Source organism: Micromonospora sp. NPDC005161 (assembly GCF_053599855.1).
In genome coordinates, this window is the sequence record NZ_JBSFYQ010000040.1 from 1 (window position 1) to 23855 (window position 23855).

At 71.2% G+C, this 23855-nt stretch carries 19 protein-coding genes; 10 read left to right on the forward strand and 9 right to left on the reverse strand.

Annotation, left to right across the window (positions count from 1 at the left end; genetic code table 11):
* The first annotated feature begins 662 nt into the window (after positions 1-662).
* Positions 663-1595 carry a diacylglycerol/lipid kinase family protein gene (locus tag ACWD5O_RS29235; RefSeq protein WP_387322104.1) on the forward strand — a complete coding sequence of 311 codons (933 nt, stop codon included), beginning with the start codon at positions 663-665 and terminating at the stop codon, positions 1593-1595.
* A 40-nt stretch (positions 1596-1635) separates the two neighbouring features.
* Here ACWD5O_RS29235 and ACWD5O_RS29240 read toward each other — a convergent pair whose 3' ends face one another.
* Together ACWD5O_RS29240 and ACWD5O_RS29245 are read right to left on the reverse strand one after the other, a co-directional pair.
* Positions 1636-2043, reverse strand: a complete 408-nt coding sequence (locus tag ACWD5O_RS29240) for a hypothetical protein (protein WP_387322106.1) — start codon at positions 2041-2043, stop codon at positions 1636-1638.
* A 141-nt stretch (positions 2044-2184) separates the two neighbouring features.
* Positions 2185-4065 (reverse strand): Xaa-Pro dipeptidyl-peptidase, encoded by a 1881-nt coding sequence (locus ACWD5O_RS29245; RefSeq protein WP_450087258.1) that lies wholly within the window; start codon positions 4063-4065, stop codon positions 2185-2187.
* A gap of 162 nt (positions 4066-4227) precedes the next feature.
* Here ACWD5O_RS29245 and ACWD5O_RS29250 point away from each other — a divergent pair, with 162 nt between their 5' ends.
* The 3 genes from ACWD5O_RS29250 (at position 4228) to ACWD5O_RS29260 (ending at position 8872) form a co-directional block, all read left to right on the forward strand.
* A complete protein-coding gene (locus tag ACWD5O_RS29250) occupies positions 4228-7581 on the forward strand; it encodes a S8 family peptidase (protein WP_450087259.1) in 3354 nt (1117 codons plus the stop codon).
* Positions 7582-7720: 139 nt separating this feature from the next.
* Positions 7721-8386, forward strand: a complete 666-nt coding sequence (locus ACWD5O_RS29255) for a DUF998 domain-containing protein (protein WP_450087260.1) — start codon at positions 7721-7723, stop codon at positions 8384-8386.
* A 45-nt stretch (positions 8387-8431) separates the two neighbouring features.
* Positions 8432-8872 (forward strand): DUF1801 domain-containing protein, encoded by a 441-nt coding sequence (locus ACWD5O_RS29260; protein WP_450087261.1) that lies wholly within the window; start codon positions 8432-8434, stop codon positions 8870-8872.
* 20 nt (positions 8873-8892) lie between these two features.
* On the opposite strand, the gene ACWD5O_RS29265 is transcribed toward ACWD5O_RS29260, so the two are convergent.
* Positions 8893-9390 (reverse strand): DUF2231 domain-containing protein, encoded by a 498-nt coding sequence (locus ACWD5O_RS29265; RefSeq protein WP_354962571.1) that lies wholly within the window; start codon positions 9388-9390, stop codon positions 8893-8895.
* 122 nt (positions 9391-9512) lie between these two features.
* Between ACWD5O_RS29265 and ACWD5O_RS29270 the strand changes: the two genes are divergently transcribed.
* The gene (locus ACWD5O_RS29270) at positions 9513-9980 is read left to right on the forward strand and encodes an HAD family hydrolase (protein WP_450087262.1); all 468 of its coding nucleotides are present in this window, start codon (positions 9513-9515) and stop codon (positions 9978-9980) included.
* 66 nt (positions 9981-10046) lie between these two features.
* Here ACWD5O_RS29270 and ACWD5O_RS29275 read toward each other — a convergent pair whose 3' ends face one another.
* Together ACWD5O_RS29275 and ACWD5O_RS29280 are read right to left on the reverse strand one after the other, a co-directional pair.
* Positions 10047-10739 carry a LysE family translocator gene (locus ACWD5O_RS29275; RefSeq protein WP_450087263.1) on the reverse strand — a complete coding sequence of 231 codons (693 nt, stop codon included), beginning with the start codon at positions 10737-10739 and terminating at the stop codon, positions 10047-10049.
* Positions 10736-11482 carry a metallophosphoesterase gene (locus tag ACWD5O_RS29280; RefSeq protein WP_354962568.1) on the reverse strand — a complete coding sequence of 249 codons (747 nt, stop codon included), beginning with the start codon at positions 11480-11482 and terminating at the stop codon, positions 10736-10738. Before ACWD5O_RS29280 ends, ACWD5O_RS29275 begins: the two co-directional genes overlap by 4 nt.
* A gap of 89 nt (positions 11483-11571) precedes the next feature.
* On the opposite strand from ACWD5O_RS29280, the gene ACWD5O_RS29285 reads away from it, so the two are divergent.
* Complete coding sequence (locus ACWD5O_RS29285) at positions 11572-12177, forward strand: CGNR zinc finger domain-containing protein (protein ID WP_354962567.1); 606 nt, start codon at positions 11572-11574, stop codon at positions 12175-12177.
* A gap of 9 nt (positions 12178-12186) precedes the next feature.
* Here the strand turns inward: ACWD5O_RS29285 and ACWD5O_RS29290 are convergent, their stop codons facing one another.
* The 3 genes from ACWD5O_RS29290 to ACWD5O_RS29300 all read right to left on the reverse strand — a co-directional run bounded on the left by ACWD5O_RS29290 (position 12187) and on the right by ACWD5O_RS29300 (position 14265).
* A complete protein-coding gene (locus tag ACWD5O_RS29290) occupies positions 12187-13236 on the reverse strand; it encodes an SEC-C domain-containing protein (protein ID WP_450087264.1) in 1050 nt (349 codons plus the stop codon).
* Between the two features lie 79 nt (positions 13237-13315).
* Positions 13316-13720 (reverse strand): hypothetical protein, encoded by a 405-nt coding sequence (locus ACWD5O_RS29295; RefSeq protein ID WP_450087265.1) that lies wholly within the window; start codon positions 13718-13720, stop codon positions 13316-13318.
* A gap of 101 nt (positions 13721-13821) precedes the next feature.
* Positions 13822-14265 carry a GNAT family N-acetyltransferase gene (locus tag ACWD5O_RS29300; RefSeq protein WP_450087266.1) on the reverse strand — a complete coding sequence of 148 codons (444 nt, stop codon included), beginning with the start codon at positions 14263-14265 and terminating at the stop codon, positions 13822-13824.
* 98 nt (positions 14266-14363) lie between these two features.
* On the opposite strand from ACWD5O_RS29300, the gene ACWD5O_RS29305 reads away from it, so the two are divergent.
* Together ACWD5O_RS29305 and ACWD5O_RS29310 are read left to right on the forward strand one after the other, a co-directional pair.
* Positions 14364-16301: a Na+/H+ antiporter NhaA gene (locus ACWD5O_RS29305; protein WP_450087267.1), complete on the forward strand. Its 1938-nt coding sequence runs from the start codon at positions 14364-14366 to the stop codon at positions 16299-16301.
* Positions 16302-16497: 196 nt separating this feature from the next.
* The gene (locus ACWD5O_RS29310; RefSeq protein WP_450087268.1) at positions 16498-20541 is read left to right on the forward strand and encodes a discoidin domain-containing protein; all 4044 of its coding nucleotides are present in this window, start codon (positions 16498-16500) and stop codon (positions 20539-20541) included.
* A gap of 198 nt (positions 20542-20739) precedes the next feature.
* On the opposite strand, the gene ACWD5O_RS29315 is transcribed toward ACWD5O_RS29310, so the two are convergent.
* Entirely contained in the window at positions 20740-21435 is a 696-nt protein-coding gene (locus ACWD5O_RS29315; RefSeq protein WP_449936680.1) for an NAD(P)-dependent oxidoreductase, read from the reverse strand.
* 66 nt (positions 21436-21501) lie between these two features.
* Between ACWD5O_RS29315 and ACWD5O_RS29320 the strand changes: the two genes are divergently transcribed.
* Together ACWD5O_RS29320 and ACWD5O_RS29325 are read left to right on the forward strand one after the other, a co-directional pair.
* Positions 21502-22086 carry a TetR family transcriptional regulator gene (locus ACWD5O_RS29320; protein ID WP_450087269.1) on the forward strand — a complete coding sequence of 195 codons (585 nt, stop codon included), beginning with the start codon at positions 21502-21504 and terminating at the stop codon, positions 22084-22086.
* Between the two features lie 87 nt (positions 22087-22173).
* Positions 22174-23850 carry an ABC transporter substrate-binding protein gene (locus ACWD5O_RS29325; RefSeq protein WP_354962560.1) on the forward strand — a complete coding sequence of 559 codons (1677 nt, stop codon included), beginning with the start codon at positions 22174-22176 and terminating at the stop codon, positions 23848-23850.
* The last annotated feature ends 5 nt before the right edge of the window (positions 23851-23855 follow it).

The following is a 23855-nucleotide window of genomic DNA, read 5'->3' on the forward strand; positions in this document are numbered from 1 at the left end:
GACCTGCTCGGGTGTCCGGGGGATGTAACCGTGCCGGCCCGGCGGGTGTTCCCGGCGGTCGGCGGCTACGGGGGATGTAACCGTGGCGGCCTGGCGGGTATTCCCGACGGCCTGTGGCTACCGGGCCAGGGGGCCGCGGTGATCTGCCAGGTATAACCACCCCGGCCGGCCCCCGATTCCAGCCCACGGGTGCCCCCGACCACGGGACGCCCACGGCGAAACCGGACACCCACCCCCAGCCGCGCCGATCACGAACCGGACATTGGCGCCGTCAAGGTCCTCAACCCGCCGGATCCACGATCCGCGCAATCTGCGGGACACTGCTGCCTGCCAACGCGCCGAGGCCACGACCTCCCCAAGTCGCGCGGATTGCAGGACCGCGTTCCGAACGGGCGGGACAGTCGGCATGGAGCGCTATACCTGTGAGGCATAAATATGACTCTGAGGTATAACGCGCCTTGGTGCGGATGCCGCCGTGACCGGCCCATCACAGACCTTTCAGGCGGCGGCCAGCAATGGCAGGTGCGGCAGCATCCGCGTGATTCCCGGACCGGACATCGGGCCCATCCGGCTACGGCCCGCGCGACAGTGCCGCGACCAAGGCCGACACCCGTGCGGTGCCGAGGCGTAGTCAGTCAGCCGGCTGGGTAACACCGGCGGCCATGAGCACGAGCGCCGCAGCCCCCGCCACGTGTGTGACCGCCGGCCGGCTGGGCGCGGTCGCGGTGGTCGCGCACCGTCGCAAGACCCTCGGTGGCGGGCTTGACGAGTTGCGGGCGACCCTCGTCGGCGCCGGCGTCGACGACCTGCTCTGGTACGAGGTGCCGAAGAGCCGCAAGGCGCCGAAGAAGGTCCGCAAGGCGCTGAAGAAGGGCGCCGGTCTGGTCTTCGTGTGGGGTGGGGACGGCATGGTGCAACGCTGCGCGGACACGCTGGCCCGCTCGCGGACCCCGATGGCCATCCTGCCCGCCGGCACCGCGAACCTCTTCGCCGCCAACCTCGGCATCCCGGAGGACCTGGCGGAGGCGGTACGCATCGGCCTGCACGGCCGGCGGCGCCGGCTGGACCTGGGCCGCCTCAACGGCGAGCATTTCGCGGTGATGGCCGGTGCCGGGTTCGACGGCGACCTGATTCGGGAGGCGGACCGGCACCTCAAGAGCCGGCTCGGTCGGCTGGCGTACGTCTGGACGGGGCTGCGACACGTTCGGGGCGAGCTGGTGCACACGCGGATTCAGGTGGACGGGGTGACCTGGTTCGACGGCGAGGCGAGCTGCGTGCTCTTCGGCAACGTCGGCACGATCACCGGTGGCATCCCCGCCTTCGACGACGCCCAGCCGGACGACGGGTGCCTGGAGGTGGGCGTGTCAACCGCGAACGGGGCGATCGACTGGGCCCGCACCCTCGGCCGGATGGCCGCAGGGCGCTCGACCGACTCGCCCTTCGTCCGGATCACCCGCGGCCGCCGCGTTCGGGTCCGCTTCGCCGCGCCGCGGACGTACGAGCTCGATGGCGGCGCGCGTACCGCGGTCGCGAAGCTCAAGGTGCGCTCGGTGCCCGGTGCGCTCACGGTCTGCTGCCCCGACCCGCACGCCTGACCAACCGGGGCCGGCTCCCAATGCCCCGCGCCGTTGGGAATCAAGCCTTCCGGGGCGTACGCCGGTTGCCGAACGACTCCATGGTGGTCGCCTTCTTGGCCGGCGCCCTGGTCGCTGACGTGGTGCGGGCCCGGGCCGCCGCGGCCTTCTTCGCGGGCGACTTCTTGGCCGCGGCCTTCGTCGCGGGTGCCTTCTTCGGTGGGGCGTTCTTGGCGGCGGCCGCCTTCGCTGTCGGCCTGCGGGTGGGCGTGGCCGTGGTGGCGGAGGTGTCCTTCTTTCGCGCCACCCGGGTCGTGGTCGGCGTGGGCTTCTCGCCGGGCGTCTTGGCCGCGCTCGCGCCGGTGGCCCGCTTCGTCGCGGCGGCGACCTTCTTCGCCGCCACCTTCCGGCTCGGCGGCATCGTCTTCGTCTTCGCACCGGTTGCCTTGCGGGTGCTGCCTGCGGCCATCCTCACTCCTCCTCTGGTCTCGCCGGCACCGCCGGACAACGGCCGGGCCCGATCGGCGAGGTCTTCCCGTGCGTCCGCACGCCAAACACGGGTGGGGCAGCCCGACGTGTCGGACTGCCCCACCCGTTCGGAAAAACTGGCTCAGAACCCGAGTACGGCCCGCCCGCCGACCACCGGCAGCCGCAGTTCGCTGTCGTTCGGCGCGACCCGCAGCTCGGTGCCACCCAGCGGCAGCAGGGTGTACTCCTGGTCGCTGGAGAAGACGACCACGCCGATCCGGTGCCCCGCCGGGAAGATGTAGTCCTTCGGCTCCATGGTCCACCGGTAGTCGTACAGCTTGCCCTGCTTCACCGGCTCGGTGCGGGCCGGGCCCTTGCGGTTCTGCGGGTCCATCCAGCCCCGGGTCACCACGGTCGGCGCGGCGGTCGAGCCGGCCGGGCCGTAGTCGACCAGGTACGCGGTGAGGTTCGCGTCCGGCTTGTTGTCGATCGCCATCCGCAGCCGCATCTCCGGGCGTCCGGAGATGCGCACGTTCTGGGTCAGCGCGGGGGAGCGGTACGCGAGCCGGTTCTCACTCGCCGTGTCCGGGTTGGACACCAGGGTGTCCGGGTGGATGGTCCGACCCTCGTCGACGAAGCTCTGCTCGACCCTGGCCTTCGGCGGCTTGCCCGTGGTGAGCGTGCCCGGGGCGGTGGCGTCGGTGGCGGCGAACCGCAACCCGACCTCACGCGTTGCCGGGTCGGGCCAGTTGGCGTACGTGGTGTAGGCCCGGTCCTCCCGCTGCAGCACCGCGGTCGGCTCGTCCATGATCCCGTTGCGCACGTTCCACAGCCAGAAGTCGAACCAGCGGTTCTCGGTCTGCTTGTACGTCCACGTCCGCCCGTCCGGCAGGGTCACCGACGCGTTGCTGCCCGGGCCGCCGTGCCCGCCCTGGTGCAGCCAGATCTTGCGCGGTACGTGGCGCTTGGCGAGCTCGTCCCACCAGCCGGCGAAGTGCTCGGTCTTCACGTTCCAGTCGTTGAGGCCGTGCACGACGAAGACGCTCGCCTCCACGTCCCGGGCGTCAAGGTAGTCACGGTCCTTCCAGAACTTCGAGTAGTCGCCGGTGACCCGGTCCTGCTCCTCGGTGATCTTCGCGATCTCGTCGGCGCAGGGCCCCTCGGCCCGTGCCTGCCCGGCGGTGTACTGGGCCAGGATGTCGGTGTCCTCGCCCTGGAACGTCCCGGGGGCGACGACCAGACCGTTGGCGCGGTAGTAGTCGTACCAGCTGCTGATCGCGGAGACCGGGACGATGGTCTTGAGGCCCCGGACGCCGGTGGTGGCCACCTGGTTGGGGAGCGTCCCGTTGTAGGAGACGCCGGTCATGCCGACCGCGCCGGTGGTCCAGCCGGCGGTGATCGGGGCGCCGTTCGCGTCGTACCCCTTCGCCCGGCCGTTCAGCCAGTCGATGACCGCCTTGGTGCCGAGCGTCTCGGCCTGGTCGCCGCTGGTCGGGCAGCCGTCGGAGTCGCCGGTGCCGACGCTCTGACCGAGCACCACCGCGTACCCCCGCGGCACGTAGTAGTCGTCGAGCGAACCGGGCAGGTTGGCCTTCGCCTGCGCCCGCTGGGCTCCCGCGTCGAGAGCCCGGCGCCCGGAACGGTCGGTCAAGCCGTTCTGCGGCAGGTCGTCCACCAGCACGCTCGGGTAGGGCACGTCGCCCCAGGTGCCCTTGCGGTACGGGCTGTGCTCGAAGATGACCGGCACCTTGAAGCCCTCGGTGGCGGTCTCCCGGGGCCGGGAGATGTCGATCGCCACCCGGTCGAGGCGGCCGTCGTGGTCGGTGTCGACCGGGGTCTGGACGAACACCCGCTCCTCGATCGCGTCGGCGAGCGAGAACACCGGCTGCGTCATGCCGTCACTGACGACGATGCCGGTCGGTGCGGGCGCCGCGGGCGGGGTCGCCGCCGCTGCTGGGGCTGCGCTCAACAGCAGTGCGCCGGAGACACCGACGCCGAGTAGTGCCAAGGGGGTTCGACGCACGCGCGTTTCCCTTCGGTCGGGCTGGTCGCCGGGGATCGGCCGAGCTGGATCCGGAAGATCCATTCAGCCCATGCTAGGACCGCGTCGACGTTCCGTCGATCCTATGATCTTGCGAGAAGTCGCCCGAGAGGGTGCGTTTGTCTACATAAGACAGGGAGCAAGATGCTCAGGAAAACGCGATGGCTGCTGGCCGTCGCCGTCACGGCCACGGCGCTGAGCGCCGTACCGGGCGGCGCTGCCACAGCCGGGCCCAGCGGCATTGGTCTGACGGGCACACCCGATGCCGCTGGCGACGGGAAGACGCACACCGTCACCCTGCTCACCGGGGACGTGGTGACCGTACGGAGCACCGGAGCGGGATGCCCGCGGGCCACGGTGCGACCGGCCGACCCGAACGCGGTGCTCCGACAGACCTGCCGGCCGGACGGCCACCTGCACGTCATCCCCGCGCGCGTCGCGTCCCAGATCGGCTCGACCCTCGACCCCGACCTCTTCGACGTCACCGCGCTGATCGCGGACGGCTACGACGATGAGAGCACCTCGCAGCTGCCGGTCATCGTGCAGCCCTCCACCGCGTCCGCCCGAGTGGCCGCGCTCGGTGACGTGCTGTCGCTGCCCAGCATCGGCGCGGTGGCCGGCCACGTACCCAAGAAGAGCCCGGCCACCGCGAAGCTTGCGACGAACTCGCTGCTCGCCGGGGCCAAGAAGGTCTGGCTCGACCGTAAGGTCCGCGCCACCGCGCTGACCGGCGGCAGCCAGCATGGTGACCTCGACCGCAACCTGGGCCAGGTCGCCGCGCCCGACGCCTGGAAGGTCGGGTACACCGGCAAGGGGGTCCGGGTCGCGGTGCTCGACACCGGTGCCGACTTCACCCACCCGGACCTGGTCGGTCGCGTCGCCGACCGCGCCGACTTCACCGTCGAGGGTGGCGACGCCGTCGACCACAATGGCCACGGTACGCATGTCGCGTCGACCATCGCCGGCACCGGCGCGGCCGCCCACGGTCAGCGTCGCGGCGTGGCGCCGGACGCCAAACTGGTGATCGGCAAGGTCCTCGACGACCACGGCTCCGGTGCGGACTCCGGGATCATCGCCGGCATGGAGTGGGCCGCCAGCCGGGCCGATGTCATCAACATGAGCCTCGGCGGCAGCGACCCGGACGACGGCAACGACCCGCTCTCGCTCGCCGTCGACGGCCTGAGCAGGCAGACCGGGGCGCTCTTCGTCATCGCCGCCGGCAACAGCGGCGGTGCCATCTCCTCGCCCGGCTCCGCCGCCAGCGCGCTGACTGTCGGCGCTGTCGACCGCAACGACAAGCTCGCCGACTTTTCCAGCCGCGGACCGCTGGTCAGCAGCAACGTGGCCAAGCCGGAACTGGTCGCGCCCGGCGTCGACATCGTCGCCGCCCGGGCCGCCGGCACCAACCTGCAGGACCCGATCGACAGGTACTACGAGGGCATTTCCGGCACCTCGATGGCCAGCCCGCACGTGGCGGGCGCGGCCGCGCTGCTCGCTCAGCGGCACCCGGACTGGACGGGGGAGCAGCTCAAGTCCGCGCTCGTCGGTGCCGCCGATCCGCTGGCCGGCGTCGACCCGTACGCCGTCGGGGCCGGTCGGCTCAACGCGGCCAGGGCGCTCGGCGGCCCGGTCAGCAACCAGCCGGTGGTCAACCTCGGCACCTTCGCGTACCCGCAGTCCGGGACCAGCGAGGCGAAGCTGAGCTGGACCGGTGCGCCGACCTCGGCGACGGCGGTCCTCGACCTGGACGTGGCGGTCGTCAACCACGACGGCCAGCCGGTGCCGCGCGGCACGGCGTCACTGTCGACGAGTCGGTTGACGCTCAAGCGCGGCGCCACCGCCGGCGTTACCCTCCGGATCAACCGTGCGGCGCTGGCAGCCCGGCCGGGCTTCTACCTGGCCACCGTCACCGCCCGCACCGCCGGACGGAAGCTGGTCGCGACCACCCCGGTGAGCTTCTACGTCGAGCAGCCCAGCTACGACCTGACGATCCACACGAAGCCGATGCCCGGCCTCAAGGAGGGCGCGGAGAGCTGGATCAACATCCTGGTCACCAACCTCGCCGACCCCGTCATCTACTACGGCGGGCCCAGCGGTACGCCCGGAGAAACCTTCACCACGCGGGTGCCGGCCGGCCGGTACGCGATCCTCGGCTCCTCGGTCGCCTACTACGTCGACAGTGACGTGCTGGAGACGACGCTCAACGGTGAGACCGACCTGAACGTCAACGGCAACCGGAGCCTGACGCTCGACCCGGCGCTGGCCAGGCCGGTGACGGCGACGGTCGACGGCGTCGCCACCACGCCCACCCGGGTCGACCTCACCAGCCTCCAGACCGCGCCGAACGGCCAGTCCTGGTGGAACCAGATCAATGGGTACGGGAGCGCGACGACCATCCGCACCTCCCCACTGCCGAAGCCCAGCATCGGATCACGGCGCACCTGGGCGGCCGTCAACCTGGACTCGCCGGCCGGCACGGCCAAGCCGTACCGCTACAACCTTGTTCACGAGTACGCGAGCGGCGTGCCGGCCGATCCCGCGTACCGGGTGACCGCTGCGGAACAGGCGAAGCTGGCCCGGATCGACGAGCGGTTCCACCAGATGGACTCGCCGGGGATGGTCACCCAGTTGGTCCGCACCGGCCTCACCCCGGAGGGGCTGGGCGTGACCCAGACCCACGAGGGGAACCTGCCGCCGTACCGCACCGACTACCTCTCGCCCGGCATCCTCTGGGCAGACGAGGGCGTCTACGGCGGACTGTCGGCCCAGGAGGCGCCCCGCAGTTACCAGCCGGGCAGTCGGCAGACCAAGGTCTGGGCGCGGCAGCCGCTGCACTCCGGCTGGTACGACGACCCGGCCGGTGCCGGCTGGAGCTGCGCGACCCCGCCGTCGCGGACCCGCGGCAACCTGCACATCGACCTGGCGTCGCTGGTGGACCAGCACCAGCGGGCCGACTGCCTGCAGGGCAACTCGATCGGGGTGAACCGCAAGCTGTCGCTGTACCGCAACGGCAAGCTCGTCGAGGAGCGGGACCGCCCACTCGCCGACTTCACCGTGCCGCAACAGGCGGCGGACTACCGGCTGACCCTCGACGTCGACACGAGTCTGATCCTCCCGATCTCGACCAAGGTCACCACCTCGTGGACGTTCCGGTCCGCCGGGCCGGACGGCACCGGAAGCGTGCCGCTGCCGCTGCTCGCGGTCGACTACGCCCTGCCGATGGACACCAACAACCACGCCACCGGCGGAACGGCCGAACTGGCCGTCCGGCAGGCGCGCGGCGTCAAGGCGCAGAAGGTGACCGCGTTCCAGGTGTGGACCTCGACCGATGACGGTGCCACCTGGAAGACGGCCCGGGTCACCCGCGACGGGGACAGCTATCGGGTCGAGCTGCCGAAGGCGGCCGCCGGGAAGCCCGTCTCGCTGCGGGTGAAGGCCGACGCCAACGGCGGTAGCGGTATCGACCAGACCATCATCCGGGCGTACATCGCCGGCTGATCGTCAGCGGAGCTGGTGCGGCCCGGCCCTGAGCTGGGTCGCACCAGCACGCCGACTTCCTTCGCCGGTGGTGTCGATCCGGCCGGGTCTCGTTCGTCGTGACGGTAGAACACGTGACGCCGACACGAGAGGTATCCACATGACGTCCTTGACCACTGCCCCCGAGCGGGTCGTGTCCGCTCAACGCCGCACCCGACTCCTCCTGAGCTGCGGCACGGTCGCCGGTGTCCTCTTCCCGGCCCTGTCGTTCGCGCAGGCCTTCACCAGATCCGGCTTCGACCTGCGCCGCCACGCGTTGAGCTCGCTCACCCTCGGTGACCTCGGCTGGTTGCAGTTCGTCGCGTTCGTGGGCACCGGCCTGCTGGCTCTCGCCTTCGCGGTGGGCCTGTGGCGGACGCTGCGTCCGGGCCGGGCCGGCACGGTGGGGCCGGTGCTGGTCGGCGTCTACGGGGCGGCGATGGTCGGTGGCGGCATCTTCGTGCCCGACCCCGCGCTCGGCTGGCCGCCGGGCGCCCCGGCGGGGCTTGCCGCCCACGCCAGCACGGGCAGCGTCCTGCACACGGTCTGTGGCGCCGCGGCGTTCCTGTCGCTGATCGCGGCGGGTCTGCTGTTCGCCCGGCGGTTCGCCGGCCAGGGGCGGCGGGGCTGGGCGGTCCACAGCGCCGCCAGCGGGGTCGTCGCGTTCGTGCTCACCGCCCTGCCGTGGAGCGAGGAGAGCGCGAGCATGCGCTTCGCCGTTGGAGCGGTGATCATCTCGGGGTGGCTCGTCGCTCTCTCCTGGCGAGCGCGCCAGGATGTGGCCTGACCGGCGCGTCGGCGCCTCGTCGTACAGGCGTGAGAGCATCCCGTCATGGCGACATCGAAAGAGCCGGTGACAGCTCCGACCGAGGTCAGCGTCGATGATTTCCTGGCGGCGGTTCCCGACGAGCGCAGGCGGGCCGACGCGGGGCGGCTCCGCGCGCTCATGGGCGAGGTGACCGGCGAGCCGGCGGTGCTGTGGGGTCCGAGCATCGTCGGCTTCGGCAGCTACCACTACACCTACGACAGCGGGCGTACGGGCGACGCGCCGCTGGTGGGTTTCTCACCGCGCAAGCAGCACCTCGTCGTCTACCTCGTGGGCGGTTTCGAGGATCGGTACGGCCCGATCCTCGAACGCCTCGGCCCCCACCGCACCGGAAAGGGCTGCCTCTACCTGAAGCGGCTCGACACCGTCGACGAGAGCGCGCTGCGCGAGCTGATCGACCGCACCGCGCGGGTGCACCAGGGCGTCGACCGGGCCAGCCGACGCTGACCCCGCACCGCATGGTCAGGTCATTGACCCGTCCATACCACCTTCGCGCCGGAGTCGCCGGTGCGGATCACGTAGTACAGGGCGACGCCCGCGGCCACCAGCGACAGCACCTGCAACGCCAGGGTCAGCGCCCGACCCGTGCCACCGCCTCCGGTCTCGCTCGCCTCGGCTCGGGGCGGGACGAACCGAACCAGTGCCAGCGCAATGATCGCCAGCCCGATGGTGGCCCAGAGCGTGATGTCGCCGAACTGCTGGTGGGCCTCGATCTTCGGCACGAACTCGGGGGTGACCCGGTTGGCGGACCGCATGCGGGCGAAGAAGGCGTCACCGGAGAGCTTCGCGAGCAGCGCGGCGAGCGGCGCGCCCAGCGCGAGCAGCCCCAGCACCCAGCGGGTGTGTGGCCGGACAGGCGCGACGAGCGCATACGCCACGGTCAGGAGGGCCAGCAGCGGCACGAACACGACCGCGGCGTGCAACACGAGAGGGTGGGCGGGGATGCCCATGAACTCCTCGAACATCGGCGTCTCCTCCGGCGGTGGCGGGCGGACCGTGATCGTCCAGGGAAGGACGCTATCCGTACGCGCGGGGTGTGTCAGCCCCCAATGTGCGAGCGCGGTTCCGCTCGTTGCGGGACAGCGCGATGACGAGTCTGGCTTCGGTGATGGCCGACGCCGGCTGCGCCGGTGACCCGGCCGCCCTGTGCGCGGCGCAGTTCAGGTACTGGCGCTCGCCACCGCTGCGGCCCGGCACCCGTGAGTTCCTGTCCCGCGTCACCGTGCCGATCTGCCTGGTGTCCGATGTGGACACGGACGACGTGCGTGCCGCGATGGCACACCACGGCCTGGCCTTCACGGCCGTGGTGACCAGCGAGGCCACCGGCGCGTACAAGCCGGACCGGGCCATGTTCGATCGGGCGCTCGCCGCCCTCGGGTTGGAGGCGCACGAGGTGCTGCATGTCGGTGACTCGCTCACCGCCGACGTGGGTGGGGCGCACGCGGCGGGCATCCGGGCCGTCTGGGTCAACCACCGGGGGCAGACCGCGCCGCGCGATGCCCCGGTCGCGTACGAGATTGCCGACCTGTCCGAGCTGGCCGAGATCCTCCGATAGCGGCCCGTCCGGCCAGCCACCGTCGTGGCCGCCGCGGGCGGCGCGCACCCGGGCGGGCACTCGGGCTCAGGCCACCACGGACCGAACACCGAGGCCGAGCAGGATCACGCCGGTCAGCCGATCGAGCATGCGTCGAACGCTGGCCGTGCGGAGCAGCCGGGCGGCGGCACCGGAGACGGCGGTCCATCCCGCGAGCCAGCAGCTGTGCAGCGCGGCGTGCGCCGTGGCGAGAAGCAACATCGGCACCAGCACCGGTCGGCCCGGTTCGAGGAACTGCGGTGCGAGGGTGAGGTAGATGGCGGCCGCCTTGGGATTCAGGACGTTGCTCAGCAGCCCCTGGAGGTAGGGGTGGTGGACGCGCCACGGAAGCCTCCGGATGCGGACCGGAGCGGGCCGGCCCGTGGTCGTCGGCGTCTCCTCCGCCGCGGCCACGTCCGACGCCCCTGACCTGGCCGCCGTGCGGCGGTAGGTCGCGGACCAGAGAAGCCAGAGCCCGAGCCCGACCAGGTAGGCGGCACCGATCAGCTTGACGACCCAGAACGCCTGCGACGAGCGAAGCACCAGCGCGGCCAGGCCGACGGCGGCCAGGGTGGCGTGCACGTACAGCCCGGTGACCGTACCGAGGATCACCCACCACCCCTGCTGCCGCCCGCCGGTGGCAACGCGCGAGACGACCAGCGTCAGGCTCGCTCCCGGCGTGGTGGTGATCGGCGCGACGGCCACGAGAAAGCCGAGCACGGCGACCCCATGCGTGCTCATACCACCACCCGGTAGTGGGTCGTGAGCAGGCCGGTGTCGTCGTACACGTGGAATGCGACGCCGGGTGGCTGGGCCTGGGTGGTCAACCGTCCCTCGCCCTCCCAGGGCATCCGAAGGGTGGAGACCACCCCCGGCGCGATTCGCAGTGGGCGGCCGGCGAAGGTGCTCGCGGCGGCGGTGTGGAAATGCCCGGTCAGCACGGCGACGACCTGCGGGTGGGCGGTGACCAGGTCGGCCAGGGGGTCGGCGGGCAGCAGTCGCATGGGGTCGATGACCGGGTGGTGCAGCACGACCGGCGGGTGATGGAGGGCGATGAACGTCGGCGTCTCGGCCGGCACCGAACCCAGTTCGTCGGCGAGCCACGTCACGGTCTCCTCGTCCAGGTGGCCGTCGTCCTCGCCGGGCACGGAGGAGTCGGCAAGGAGGAAGACCGCACCGGCCACGTCGTACCGGGTGTTGATCGGGCCGGTGCCGCCACGGTCGTCGCCGAGCAGACCCTTGCGGTACGCGTCGCGCACATCGTGGTTGCCGGGACAGATCATGACCGGCAGCGGGGAGTCGAAGAGCTTGGCGGCGGTCTCGTATTCGGCCACCTCGCCATGGTCGGCGATGTCCCCGGTGATCAGGATCGCGTCGACCGGTCGTGGCAGGGCGTGCAGGTGGTCCATCACCCGGGCGGTCCGCTCGGCCGATCGGGGGTGGCTGTCGATGTGAGTGTCACTGAGGTGCGCGATGACCAACACGACGGCCCCTAATGGTTATCTACGGAAAAGGCATTAGGGAAGCTACACTGGCCGGCGTCGGCCACACAAGCCGGAACAGGAGGGGTCCGATGTCAGCCCAGCTCGCGCTCGCCCTGGTCAGCACGATTCGACATGACGGCAACGGCGGCGTCGCCGATGACCTCGCCGACCTCGCCGGCTTGACCGCCTGGCTCCGAGAGCAGGCCGAGCCACTGCGGGAGTACGTAGGCGGGTTCGAGATTCCTGGCGGCGTGGTCGACGAGCGGACCCGGCTCGACGTGGTCGCGGTGCGCCGCGCCGCGCGTACCCTCTTCGCGGTGGCGGTCCGCCCAGGCCCGCCGAGCCGGGCCGACTCCGCCTCGCTGCTCTCTCCACAGGAGGCGGTCGCCCGGCTCAACCAGGCCGCTGGGGCGTTGCCGGTCCGGCCGGTGCTGACCTGGGCGGAGGAGGACACGCCGTCCCTCGCCTGGCACGGCGAGGCGGCTGACACGCGGCTGGCGATCACCGCGGGGCTGGCACGTGCCGCCATCGAGTTCATCGCCGGTCCGACCCGCGACCTGTTGCGCGCCTGCCCCGCGCCACGCTGCGTACGCTACTTCGTCAAGGACCACCCGCGTCAGGAATGGTGCAAGCCCTCCTGCGGCAACCGTGCCCGCGTCGCCCGCCACTACCAGCGGCACACCCCGGCTCGATAGCTGCCCCGTTCAGCTCCGGGAGCGTGGCAGGCAGTCCTTCTTGTACTTCAGACCCGAGCCGCACCAACACGCGTCGTTGCGCTCCGGTGGCCAGGGAATCCGCGCACTCGGTCGAGCCGCGAGCTCGCCCGCGTAGCCGGCCCGGATCTGCGGGTCGGCCGGATCGCCGTTCCGTCGGCTGGCATGGGCGTCCAGGCCGGCCACCGTCGCGCTGAGCACGCCCAGACCGGTCCCGCCCGCGTTCGCCAGCCGGACCAGCTCCTTCTCCAGCCGGGCCCGGTGCGCGTCCCAGTCCGGCCCGTACGCCTCGGTCAGGTCGGGGTGTTCGGCCAGCAGGCGGTCGAACTCGGCGCGGGGCCAGAAGATCAGGTCCTGCTGGCCGCCCTCGCGCTGCGCCGCCCGACGGACGAGCTGGGTCTCCAGCCGGTCCGCCAGATCGTCGTGCCGGTCGTGCGGCAGGTTGAGATTCCGGCGTACCCGGTGTCGCTGTTGCAGCAGGAAGAAGAGGACACCGGGCGCTTCCGGGGGGCCGACCTCGACCGGGGGCTCGACGGCGGTGATGGCCTGCGCCGACCCTCCGGCGGCGGTGGCGCGCTCGCCGAGCAGCGTGTCCACCGCCTCGCTCAGCCACGTCTCGGCGATCGCCGAACGACCACCGGAGTCCAGCGCCGCGCTCACGTAGGCGGGGGCGTCGGGCTGGACGAGCAGGAGCGGGCGAAGGGCGGTCAGCTCCGCCATCGCCTCGTCCTCCCGGCCGGCGGCCTGAAACAGGGTCCGGGCCCGCAACGCCCGGGCGAACCCGGCCCGGGGGTCGTCCCCGGACGGGTACACCTCCAGGGCCCGCTCCGCGTACCGGAGCGCGGCATCTGACTTCCCCCGGATCTCGGCGATCTCGGCGGCCAGGGTCAGCGCGTCGCCGGCGTCGTCCGGGTCCTCCAGCCGGTCCTGTCGCACCGCGTCGGACAGGTCGGCGGCGACACCGAGCGGGTCGGCCATCCCGAGCGCCGAGCGGCGAAGTTCGGCGAGGTCAGCCTTGGTGAGTACGTCTTTCGTCGGCACGATCTCACGCTACGTCGGGGCGCTCCCGGTGTGCCGGCAGATCCGCTGTAACGCCGCTCTCACGTCGGTGCCCACGTCGCTAGATCTGGAGGAAGCTCTGCACCCCGGCCAGCTTGAGCACCTCGGTGCGAACGTCCGCGCACTGTTCCCGGCTGAGCTTGTCGATCTCGCTACCGTCTGGCACTCCGCCCCGCTCGTCGTACCATCCGCTGAGTCCCGTGGCGAGCCGCCCCATCACCTCGATCTCGCCGGGTGCCTTGCGCAGCGCCGGCAGCTCATCCCGCAGGTAGTCACAGAGGGCGCTCGCCGTGACCCCACCCGACCCGGAGCCCGTGCCGGTGGTGGCGGACGCGGCCGCTGCGGCGCTCGGCTCGGCGCTCGGGCCGGACGGCGACGAGCCGGTGGTACTGGCGGTGCCGCCTCCGCAGGCGGTGAGGGTCATGGCCGACAGGCAGGCCAACGCGAGGAGCCGCACCCTGTTCATTCGTGACTTCTCCGATCATGCCGCTGCTGCAACAAGTGTTCATTCGTGGCGGACCGGATCGACGCTATGCCAGATTCCCGGGTGGGGAATCGGGCGTTTCCCTATCCACCGACCTCGCGCACCATGAACACGTCCACCGGATCCTCGGTCTCGAGTCTGAATCCGTGCCGCTCGTACAGCCGCCGCGCCGGACTGCCCTGCAGCACGTTGAGCCGGACCAAGGTTCCATCGCGGTCGCACCGCTCCAGCAGCCCGCGCAGCACCGCCGAACCGATGCCGCTGCCCTGCAGGTGCGGGACCAGGTAGAAGTGCTCCAGCCAGTGGGCGTCCTCGGCCGGTCGCAGCGACACGCAGCCGCCGAACGCGCCGCCCACCTCGATCACCCAGGTGTGCGCCGGCGCGAACCCGTCCCGCAGTCGCTGCCGCACCCGCTGCTCGTCGTACCGCCCGAGCCGCTCCAGATCCGCCCGCAGCACCACGGCCCGCAACTCAGCCACCGCGTCGACGTCCGCCGCCGAAGCCGGCCGGATCTTCCAGTCCGCCATGATCGGCAGGCTACTGCGGCGGTGACGTCACCCTGACCGGCGGTCGCCGCGTGTCCGAATCCGATCCACGGGGCGATCAGGTCGACGAGGATTGTCCCGTGACGAGCGACGACCGGCACCGACGATGGTCCACCCGGACCGCCTGGGTCGGCCGGTTCAACTCGCCACTGCGCGCGTTCCTGCACACCGAGACCGGCGGCGCACGGGTGGTGCTGGTCGCTGCGGTGGTGGCGCTCCTGTGGGCCAACATCCACATGTCGTCGTACGAGTCGCTCTGGAGCACGTCCCTCTCCGTCCAGCTCGGCGACTGGCACGTGTCCCACGACCTGCGTACCTGGGTCAACAGCGGACTCATGACGTTCTTCTTCCTGGTCGCCGGGCTGGAGTTGCGCCGCGAGTTCGACATCGGCGAGCTGCGGGAGCGGCGCCGGCTGGCGTTGCCGCTGCTGGCCGGGCTCGGCGGCATGCTCGTGCCGATCGCGATCTATCTCGCGATCAACGCCGGGCGCACCACCGCCGCGGGCTGGGGCGCGGTGATGGCCACGGACACGGCGCTCGCACTCGGCGCGCTGGCCGTCTTCGGGCCGCGCTTCTCGGATCGGTTGCGGGGTTTCCTGCTGACGGTCTCCGTCATCGACGACCTGGTAGCGATCGCGGTGCTGGCGGTCGCCTACCCGGAACATCCTTCGGCGACGGCGCTGCTCGCCGCGGCGGGGATCTTCGGCCTCGTCCTGGCCGTCCAGGCCTCGGGCGTGCGGTTCGGGCCGGTCTACGCGCTGCTGGGGGTGGCGGCCTGGCTCGCGGTCTCGGAGTCCGGTGTCGACCCGGTCGTGGTGGGCCTGGTGATGGGGCTGCTGTCCTACGCCTACGCCCCCGGTCGCAGCGAACTGCAGCGGGCGAGCGACCAGTTCCGCCTCTTCCGGGAACAGCCCACCCCGCAGCTCGCCCGTTCGGCCCGGGCCGGGCTCACCTCTGCGTTGTCGCCGAACGAGCGGCTGCAGACCCTCTACCACCCGTGGGCGAGCTACGTGGTCGTGCCGCTCTTCGCGCTGGCGAACGTCGGGATCATGATCGACGGCGAACTGCTGGGCAGGGCCGTGGCCTCCCCGGTCACGCTTGGCGTCGTGGCGGCGTACGTCGTCGGCAAGCCGGCCGGGATCGTGGTCACCTCGTGGCTGGTGGCGCGGCTGAGCGGCAACCGGTTCCGGCCACCGGTGGGCTGGGTCGCCGTCGCCGGGGTCGGCACGGTGTCCGGCATCGGGTTCACCGTCGCTCTCCTGATCGCCACCCACGCGCTGCACGGCCCGGCTCTGGAGGAGGCGAAGCTCGGCATCCTCGTCGCGACGGTTGGCTCGTCCGTCATCACCTGGCTGGTGTTCCGCTTTGCTGCCCGGCTCCCGCCGGCGCGGCGTGCCCGCGCGCTGCTGGGCGTCGCCGAGGCCATCGTCGACCTGATGCCTCCGGTCGATCTGGAGCGCGACCACGTGCGCGGGCCGCGCGAAGCACCGGTGACGGTCGTGGAGTACGGCGACTTCGAATGCCCCTACTGCGGGCAGGCCGAGCCGGTGGTCCGGGAACTCCTGGCCGACTTCGCCAACATCCGGTACGTCTGGCGGCACCTGCCGCTGACCGACGTCCACCCGCATGCCCAACTCGCCGCCGAGACCGCCGAGGCGGCGAGTGAGCAGGGCGCGTTCTGGGAGATGCACGACCTGCTTCTCGCGCACCAGGACGCCCTCAATCCCACCGATGTGCTCGGCTATGCCGAACAGATCGGCCTGGACCTCGACCAGTTCCGGGAGCACATGGTCAAGTTGAAGAGCGTCGACCGAATTGCCGAGGACATCGAGTCCGCCGACATCAGCGGCGTCACCGGCACCCCGACCTTCTTCATCAACGGCCGGCGCCACCACGGCGCGTACGACATCACCGCGCTCTCCGCGGCGGTGGAGGCGGCGTTCGCGAGCGCCAAGCTTCGCCCCGAGTACCGCCGTCGGGATCGCCGGCGCCGCAGCGAGGGCGGATCAGCGAGCTGAGTTCCTGTCCACCGCGACACCGCAGGCCGCTCGGGCGCTCGCCGGGCTGCTGAGCAGCGGGGCGGGAGCGCGAACAGCTCGCGGAACGTCGTTGTGGAATCACGGCGGACACGGGGTCTTGACTCTCCTGAAACATGAGGCCACGATCGGACAACGTTGTCATCAACGAGACAACGTTGTCACGTCTGGAGGCGCAATGTCCGAGCCATCGCCGGTATCGCGGCGTACCTTCCTCTCCGCGGGAGCCACGCTGCTGGCGTCGGTCGGGGTGACCGCGGTCCTCCCGGACGCCGTCGCAGCCGCCGCCCCGGCGACGCCGGCCAGGGCGCCGAAGTCCACCGACCTCGCCCGGTACCGCCCGGTGGCGGTCTCCTCGACGGACTACGCGCCGACACCCGCCGCGTTCGCCGTGGACGGTCTGCCGCAGGCCGGCGTACGGGGCAGCGGCTGGCGGGCCGCAAACGGCGATCCGCAGTGGATTTCCGTGGACCTCCAGGCTCCGTGCCGCATCGAGGCGGTCACCCTGGTCTTCGAGGCCACGCTCGCCGACGGGCCGTTCGACGGCAACTACACCGACACCGACGGCGAGGAGATCCTCTCCAGTGCCCCGACGGCGTACCGGATCGAGGTCTCCGCCGACGGCCCGGACTGGCGGTCGGTGTACGAGACCAGCGAGGGTCAGGGCGGCGTGCAGGCCATCAAACTGCCGGAGCCGGTCACCGCACGGTGGATCCGTATGACGGCGACCAAACGCTCGAACGGCAACCCGGTGGGCCTCAACGGCTTCCAGGTCTACGGCATCCCCCTGGCGGGCCGGCCGGAGGCCGAGGGCTGGACCAGCTGGGAAGGCGGCAACACCGGCTCGGCGCCCGAGCTCAAGGTGGCCGCCGACGGCACCGTGCCCCTGGAGTCGGGCTGGTCGCTGACGATGGACGACTTCGCGGGCACCGCCGACGGCGCCGAGCTCTCCACCGGCGGCGTCGACGTCCGGTCCTGGCTGCCGGCGACCGTGCCCGGCACCGTGCTCGGGACCCTGGTCGAGCAGGGGCACCTGCCCGACCCGGTCGCCGGCTTCAACAACATGCGCATCCCGGAGGCGCTGTCCCGGCACACGTGGTGGTACCGCCGCGCGCTGCGGCTGCCACGCGACCTGGACACCTCGGCCGGTCGCCGGATCTGGCTCGAGTTCGACGGGATCAACCACGAGGCCACGGCCTGGGTCAACGGCGTGCGGGTCGGCAGCGTCGCGCACCCGTTCGCGCGGGCGGCCTTCGACATCACCGACGCCCTGGCCGGTCACCGCGGCGAGCACGTCCTCGCCGTCCGGGTCACCCCGATGCCGCACCCGGGCACGCCCGGCGACAAGGGTCCCGACGGCCGCACCTTCCTCCAGTCGGCCCATCACTACCTCGACGCGCCCACCTACCTGGCCGTGTCGGGATGGGACTGGATGCCCGCCGTCCGGGACCGGGTCACCGGCCTCTGGGACCACGTCCGGCTGCGCAGCACGGGCGCCGTGGTCGTCGGCGACCCGCACGTCGCGACCACGCTGCCGGAGCTGCCGGACACCGGCACCGCCGAGGTCACCATCACGGTGCCGGTGCGCAACGCGACCGACACCGCCACCGCGGTCACCGTACGGGCCGAGTTCGACAAGGTACGGGTCGAGTCCACGGTGACCGTGCCCGCGGGCGGAAACACCACGGTCACCTTCTCGCCGGAACGCTTCCGCGAGCTGCGGCTGCGGAACCCGCGGCTCTGGTGGCCCAACGGCTACGGCGAACCCCACCTGTACGACCTGAAGCTCACCGCCACCGTCCGCCGCTCGGTCAGCGACCGGCGGCAGCTCCGCTTCGGCATCCGCGAGTTCGGCTACGACTGGCACCAGCCGATCCAGATCTCGCCGCCCGCGAAGCCCCCGCTGGAGTTCGTCGACGGCGCCGCGACCCAGACGGTCACGTTCGACCGGCAGCACGCGCGGCACGTACGCATCCAGGCCGGCCAGCGGGCCACCGGCTGGGGCATCTCGATGTTCACGCTGGCGGTGGCCGACGGCACCGGCCCAGACCTCGCCCTGGGCCGGGACGCGACCGCGTCGTCGGCGGAGAACGACACCAACGTGGCCGGCAAGGCCGTCGACGGCGACCGCGGCACCCGCTGGGCCTCCAAGTCCGAGGACAACCAGTGGATCCAGGTCGACCTCGGCGCGGCGGCCGACTTCGACCGGGTCAGCATCGTCTGGGAGCAGGCGTACGCGCTCGACTACCGCGTCCAGGTCTCCGCTGACGGGGGCGCCTGGACGGACGTGAAGTCGGTCAGCAACGAGACGCCGCTCGGCAGCCGCGCGACCCAGGTCGCGACCTTCCCGACCCAGACCGCCCAGCACCTGCGTATCCAGACCGGTGCCCGGGTGACCTCGTGGGGCGTGTCCATGTGGACGCTCGTCGTGCAGCGGCAGGCCGAGCCGGACGTCGACCTGGCCCTGCGCCGCACCGCCACCGCGTCGTCCGCCGACGGTGACTCGAACGGCCCGGACCGGGCCGTCGACGGCAACCCGCGCACCCGGTGGTCCTCGAAGTACGAGGACAACCAGTGGATTCAGGTCGACCTCGGTGGGCCGGTCAGCTTCGACCAGGTCACCATCGTCTGGGAGCAGGCGTACGCCCGCGACTTCGTCATCCAGGTCTCGGACGACGGGCAGCGGTGGACCGACGTCAAGTCGGTCAGCAACGCCGTCACCCAGCTGAAGATCACCGTGAACGGTGTGCCGGTGTTCGCCCGGGGCGGCAACTGGGGCTGGGACGAGCTGCTGCGCCGGGTGCTGCCCGACCGGCTGGCCGACACGGTCGAGATGCACCGCGACATGAACTTCACGATGATCCGCAACTGGCTCGGCAGCAGCAACCGCGAGGAGCTCTACCAGGCCTGCGACGAGCAGGGCATCCTGGTGTGGAACGACTTCTGGCAGGCCGGCCAGTTCCTGCCCAACCCGCCCGGCTACGTGGACATCGCCGCCGACACCATCCGGCGGTTCCGCCACCACCCCAGCATCGTGGTCTGGTGCGGCGCCAACGAGGGCGACCCGCCGCCGATCGTCGACGCCGGGCTCAAGCAAGCGGCCGCCACCGAGCATCCGGAGATCCTCTACATCCCCAACTCCGCCGGCGGCATCGTCAGCGGCCACGGCCCGTACCACTGGGTGGAGCCGGGGACGTACAACAACCGGAACACGTACGACACCGGCGCGTTCGGCTTCCACACCGAGATCGGCATGCCAGTGATCCCGGTCGTGGAGAGCATGCGCAACCTCGTCGGCGACTTGCCACAGTGGCCGATCGGCGAGGTGTGGAACTACCACGACTGGTCCACCATCGGTAACCAGCGCGTCGGCACCTACCAGGCCGCGATCGACGCGCGGCTCGGTGAGTCCGGCTCGCTCGACGAGTTCGCCGCCCGGGCGCAGTTCGTCAACTACGAGAGCCACCGCGCGATGTTCGAGGCGTGGAACGCCAACCTGTGGAAGGACGCCACCGGCCTGCTGCTGTGGATGTCGCACCCGGCGTGGCACAGCACGGTCTGGCAGACCTACGACTACGACCTCGACGTGAACGGCGCCTACTACGGAGCCCGCAAGGGCTGCGAGCCGCTGCACGTCCAGGCCGACCCCGGCACCTGGCAGGTGCGGGTGGTCAACCACACCACCACCGCGGTCAACGGCGCCACCGTCACCGCCCGGCGCTACGACCTGAACGGCCGGTCACTGGGCACGCCCCAGCGTCAACGGGTGGACGTCGCCCGGTCGTCGTCGTCGGCGGTCTTCCCGCTCGCCACGCCGGACGGTGGCGGGCTGCACCTGGTCCGGCTGGAGCTGCGGGACGGCCGCGACCGGCTGCTCGCGGAGAACACCTACTGGCGGTACGACGAGGCCGAGCAGATGCGGGCGCTCAACGATCTGCCCACGGCCCGACTGTCGACGTCGACCGGCGTCGTACGCGTCGTCGACGGCCGGTCCACCGTCACCACGACGGTCCGCAACCAGGGCCGCACGGTCGCCGCCCTGGTTCGGCTCGCCGTGCGTGACCAGCACGGCAAGCGGGTTCTTCCGGCCCGCTACGACGACAACTACTTCTGGCTCCTGCCGGGAGAGACCCGTCAGGTGCAGATCTCCTGGCCCGCGCGGTCCGGTCTCACCCGTCAGGTCAAGGTGACGGCTCAGGCGTACAACTCGGCCGGCCACTAGGAGTACGCGGTGGGAGGCGGCCCAGGGGCCCGCTTCCCACCGCGACTTGGCCGACTCGTGCCGCATTGAAAGCGGGCCGCGGCCAGCCCGGTCGGTGTTGTGGGCGCTATACCGCACAGGCATAGATCTACCTGTGCGGTATAGCGCACGTTGGCGAGATCGTCGCGCGTCCACCGCACGGACGAACGGACCGGCGCGTCACTTCTTCCTCAGCACGGCCTCGCGCCAGATCAGACCGGCGATACTCGGCCGGGTCTCGGTGGTGATCACCGCCATCGCCCGGCGGACGAACCGGTCGTCGGTCAACTGCGCCACCATGCTCGCCGCCAGATCGGCGCGTGCCGTGAACAGGCCGTCCGCGACGTTCTCCGCCACCTGGTAACGCGTGACGGCCGGGTGGTCGAACAGCCCGGAAGGCCGGGCGATGGTCCAGTCCAGGTCGCTGTCGCGTACGAGGGACTCCATGCGGCGCATGTCGTCGTGCGCGGTGCGGCCCACCCTGCGGTTGAACAGCGGATCCAGCACGTTGTTGAAGAAGAACTCGCCGGTCGGCCGCCAGGTTGGATCCATGACGCTGGAGCTGACCGTGACAAGGCGCTTCACACCGTGTCGGTGCATCGCGGCCAGGATGTTCGCGTTGCCCCGCGAGTACACGGTGATCGGCTTCGGGGTGAGCGGGACACCCAGGCTGGACAGGACCGCGTCGCTGCCGGCGACGGCCCGGTGGACGGCGTCCGGGTCCGCGACGTCGGCGCCGACCACGGTGAGGCCGGTGCGCGGCTGGACGGTGTGTGGGCGGCGGGTGACGGCGACGACCTCGTGGCCCGCGGCCAGGGCCTGCTCGGTGATGTGGCGGCCGGTGGGTCCGGTGGCGCCGAAGACGACGGTGCGCATGTGCTCGCTCCTCGTTGCGGGGTTGATGGCGTTGACCGTGCCAGCGGGGAGGAGTATTATTCAACTGTGTTGAATAAAACCCGGGGTCGACCCCGCGGCAACCCGGATACCAGGGCCCGCATCGCCGAGGTCGCCCGCGAGCTGTTCCTGAAGCACGGCTATCCGGGTACGACGGTCCGGGCGGTCGCCGCCGCGGCGGGCGTCGACTCGGCGCTCATCAGCTACCACTTCGGCTCCAAGCAGGGCCTCTTCAGCCAGTCGCTGACCCTGCTGTGCGTCGATCCCACCGCGCTCGACCAGGCTCTGCGGGGTGACCAGGCAAGCCTGGCCGACCGCCTGCTCGACTCGGTCACCGGCCTGTGGGACGCCGCATCGCCCGCCGAGAACCGGATGGCGGTGCAGGACGACGACACGATGCGCGCCCTGCGCGACTACCTGGACGGTGAGCTGCGCCTCCGCGTCGCTGAATTTCTCGGCGGGCCCGGCGCGACTCAACGCGCCACCGCGGCGGTCGGCGTGCTGGGTGGGCTGATCTTCACGCGGTACCTGAACCCGATCCGTTCGATCGGTGTGCTGTCCCCGGCCGACGTCCGGCGCGTCTTCGGGCCGGCGCTGCGGGCCGCCCTGCATGGCCGACCCCGCCAGCCGTGAACCCCGGCGAGAGGCATCCCCGGAGGTCTTGCGTGGAACATCGTATACAACATACGCTCCCCGAATCGTCCACTCGAGGAGCTCCCCATGACGAACCTCTCCCTCAGCGAAACAAGCCTGCCCCGGCGCCGTTCACTCCGCGCCGCGGTGGCGGCGGTCGCTGTTGCCTGCGCGGTCGTTGCCTGCTCACCGGTGTCGAACGGCGGGGATGACAACCAGTCCGGCGACAACCAGTCGGCAGGCCAGGATTCCTTCGGTACGCCGGCAGACCCCGCTGCCGTGAAGCAGGGCGGCAAGCTGGTCATCGCCCTCTCGGCAGAACCCGACGCGCTGGACCCGACACTGTCGCGCAGCCTCTACTCCCGCTACGTCTTCCAGGCGATGTGCCAGAAGCTCTACGACGTGAACGAACAGGCGCAGGTCGTACCGCAGCTCGCGACCGCCCTGCCCACCACGAGCAGCGACGGCAAGACGGTCACCATCCCGCTGCGCCAGGGCGCCCGCTTCGCGGACGGGACGCCGTTCGACTCCGCCGCGGTCAAGGCCACCATCCAGCGACACCTGACCCACGACCGGTCGGCGCGCAAGAGCGAACTCGGTCCCATCGACGGCGTCGACACCCCCGACGCGCAGACCGTCGTCCTCCGGCTCAAGCAGCCGTTCGCGCCCCTGCTCGGCGCCCTCGCCGACCGCGCCGGCATGATCATGAGCGCCAAGGCGTTGCAGGGCCTCGGAGACGACTTCGCCTCGGCGCCGGTCTGCGTCGGCCCGTTCAAGTTCGCCAAGCGGGTGCCGCAGAACTCCATCGACGTCGTGAAGGACCCGAACTACTACGAGGCCGACAAGGTCCACCTCGACGCCATCTCGTGGCGCATCCTCAGCGACGCCAGCATCCGCGCGGCCAACCTGCGCTCCGGCGACGCCCAGGTCGCCGACAGCGTCTCCACCCAGGACGTCGCCTCCCTGCGGCAGGACTCGGCGGTCTCCGTCCTGCAGTCGCAGTCCCTCGGCTACCAGGGCCTCACCATCAACATCGGCAACGTCGACGGGGTCCGCACCCCGCCCAAGCCGATCAACCGTCCTATCGCCCAGAACGCCAAGGTCCGGCAGGCCTTCGAGCACGCGATCGACCGCAAGGCCCTGGTCGACGCGGTCTTCAACGGCATCCACACCGCCGCCTGCTCACCCATCTCTCCCGCCAGCCCGTTCTCGTCGCCCGAGGCGCAGACCTGCCCGGCGCACGACCCCGCCAAGGCCAAGCAGCTCCTCGCCGAGGCGGGCGTGCAGACCCCGTACACCGTCACGCTCCTCGCGTCGAACACGCCCGACACGCTGCGGCTCGCGCAGGCGCTCCAGTCCATGCTCAAGGACGGCGGGTTCGATCTGAAGATCAACCCGGTGGAGTACTCCTCGCTCCTCGACGAGCAGGACCGCGGCAACTTCGAGCTGCTGCAGCTCGGCTGGAGCGGGCGGATCGACCCGGACGCCAACATCACGAACTTCGTCGGCACCGGCGCGAGCCAGAACGTCGCCGGCTACAGCAACCCCCAGCTCGACGCCCTGCTGACCCAGGCCCGCCAGTCCGGTGACATCGAGGAGCGCAAGAAGCTGTACGGGCAGGTGGTCACGCTGCTCCAGCAGGACGACGCGCTGATCTACCTCTACCGGCAGCGGAACCTCACCGCCGTCAGCAAGCAGATCCAGGGCCTGCAGGTCTTCCCGGACGGCGTGATCCGCGCGGCCTTCGCCGGTTTCGCCAAGTAGGTCTC

Excerpts from the sequence above, each read along its gene's own strand:
- ACWD5O_RS29235 (WP_387322104.1), top strand. The coding sequence starts at position 663 with ATGAGCACGAGCGCCGCAGCCCCCGCCACGTGTGTGACCGCCGGCCGG.
- ACWD5O_RS29240 (WP_387322106.1), bottom strand. The coding sequence starts at position 2,043 with ATGGCCGCAGGCAGCACCCGCAAGGCAACCGGTGCGAAGACGAAGACG.
- ACWD5O_RS29250 (WP_450087259.1), top strand. The coding sequence starts at position 4,228 with ATGCTCAGGAAAACGCGATGGCTGCTGGCCGTCGCCGTCACGGCCACG.
- ACWD5O_RS29255 (WP_450087260.1), top strand. The coding sequence starts at position 7,721 with ATGACGTCCTTGACCACTGCCCCCGAGCGGGTCGTGTCCGCTCAACGC.
- ACWD5O_RS29260 (WP_450087261.1), top strand. The coding sequence starts at position 8,432 with ATGGCGACATCGAAAGAGCCGGTGACAGCTCCGACCGAGGTCAGCGTC.
- ACWD5O_RS29265 (WP_354962571.1), bottom strand. The coding sequence starts at position 9,390 with ATGTTCGAGGAGTTCATGGGCATCCCCGCCCACCCTCTCGTGTTGCAC.
- ACWD5O_RS29270 (WP_450087262.1), top strand. The coding sequence starts at position 9,513 with ATGACGAGTCTGGCTTCGGTGATGGCCGACGCCGGCTGCGCCGGTGAC.
- ACWD5O_RS29275 (WP_450087263.1), bottom strand. The coding sequence starts at position 10,739 with ATGAGCACGCATGGGGTCGCCGTGCTCGGCTTTCTCGTGGCCGTCGCG.
- ACWD5O_RS29285 (WP_354962567.1), top strand. The coding sequence starts at position 11,572 with ATGTCAGCCCAGCTCGCGCTCGCCCTGGTCAGCACGATTCGACATGAC.
- ACWD5O_RS29295 (WP_450087265.1), bottom strand. The coding sequence starts at position 13,720 with ATGAACAGGGTGCGGCTCCTCGCGTTGGCCTGCCTGTCGGCCATGACC.
- ACWD5O_RS29300 (WP_450087266.1), bottom strand. The coding sequence starts at position 14,265 with ATGGCGGACTGGAAGATCCGGCCGGCTTCGGCGGCGGACGTCGACGCG.
- ACWD5O_RS29310 (WP_450087268.1), top strand. The coding sequence starts at position 16,498 with ATGTCCGAGCCATCGCCGGTATCGCGGCGTACCTTCCTCTCCGCGGGA.
- ACWD5O_RS29315 (WP_449936680.1), bottom strand. The coding sequence starts at position 21,435 with ATGCGCACCGTCGTCTTCGGCGCCACCGGACCCACCGGCCGCCACATC.
- ACWD5O_RS29325 (WP_354962560.1), top strand. The coding sequence starts at position 22,174 with ATGACGAACCTCTCCCTCAGCGAAACAAGCCTGCCCCGGCGCCGTTCA.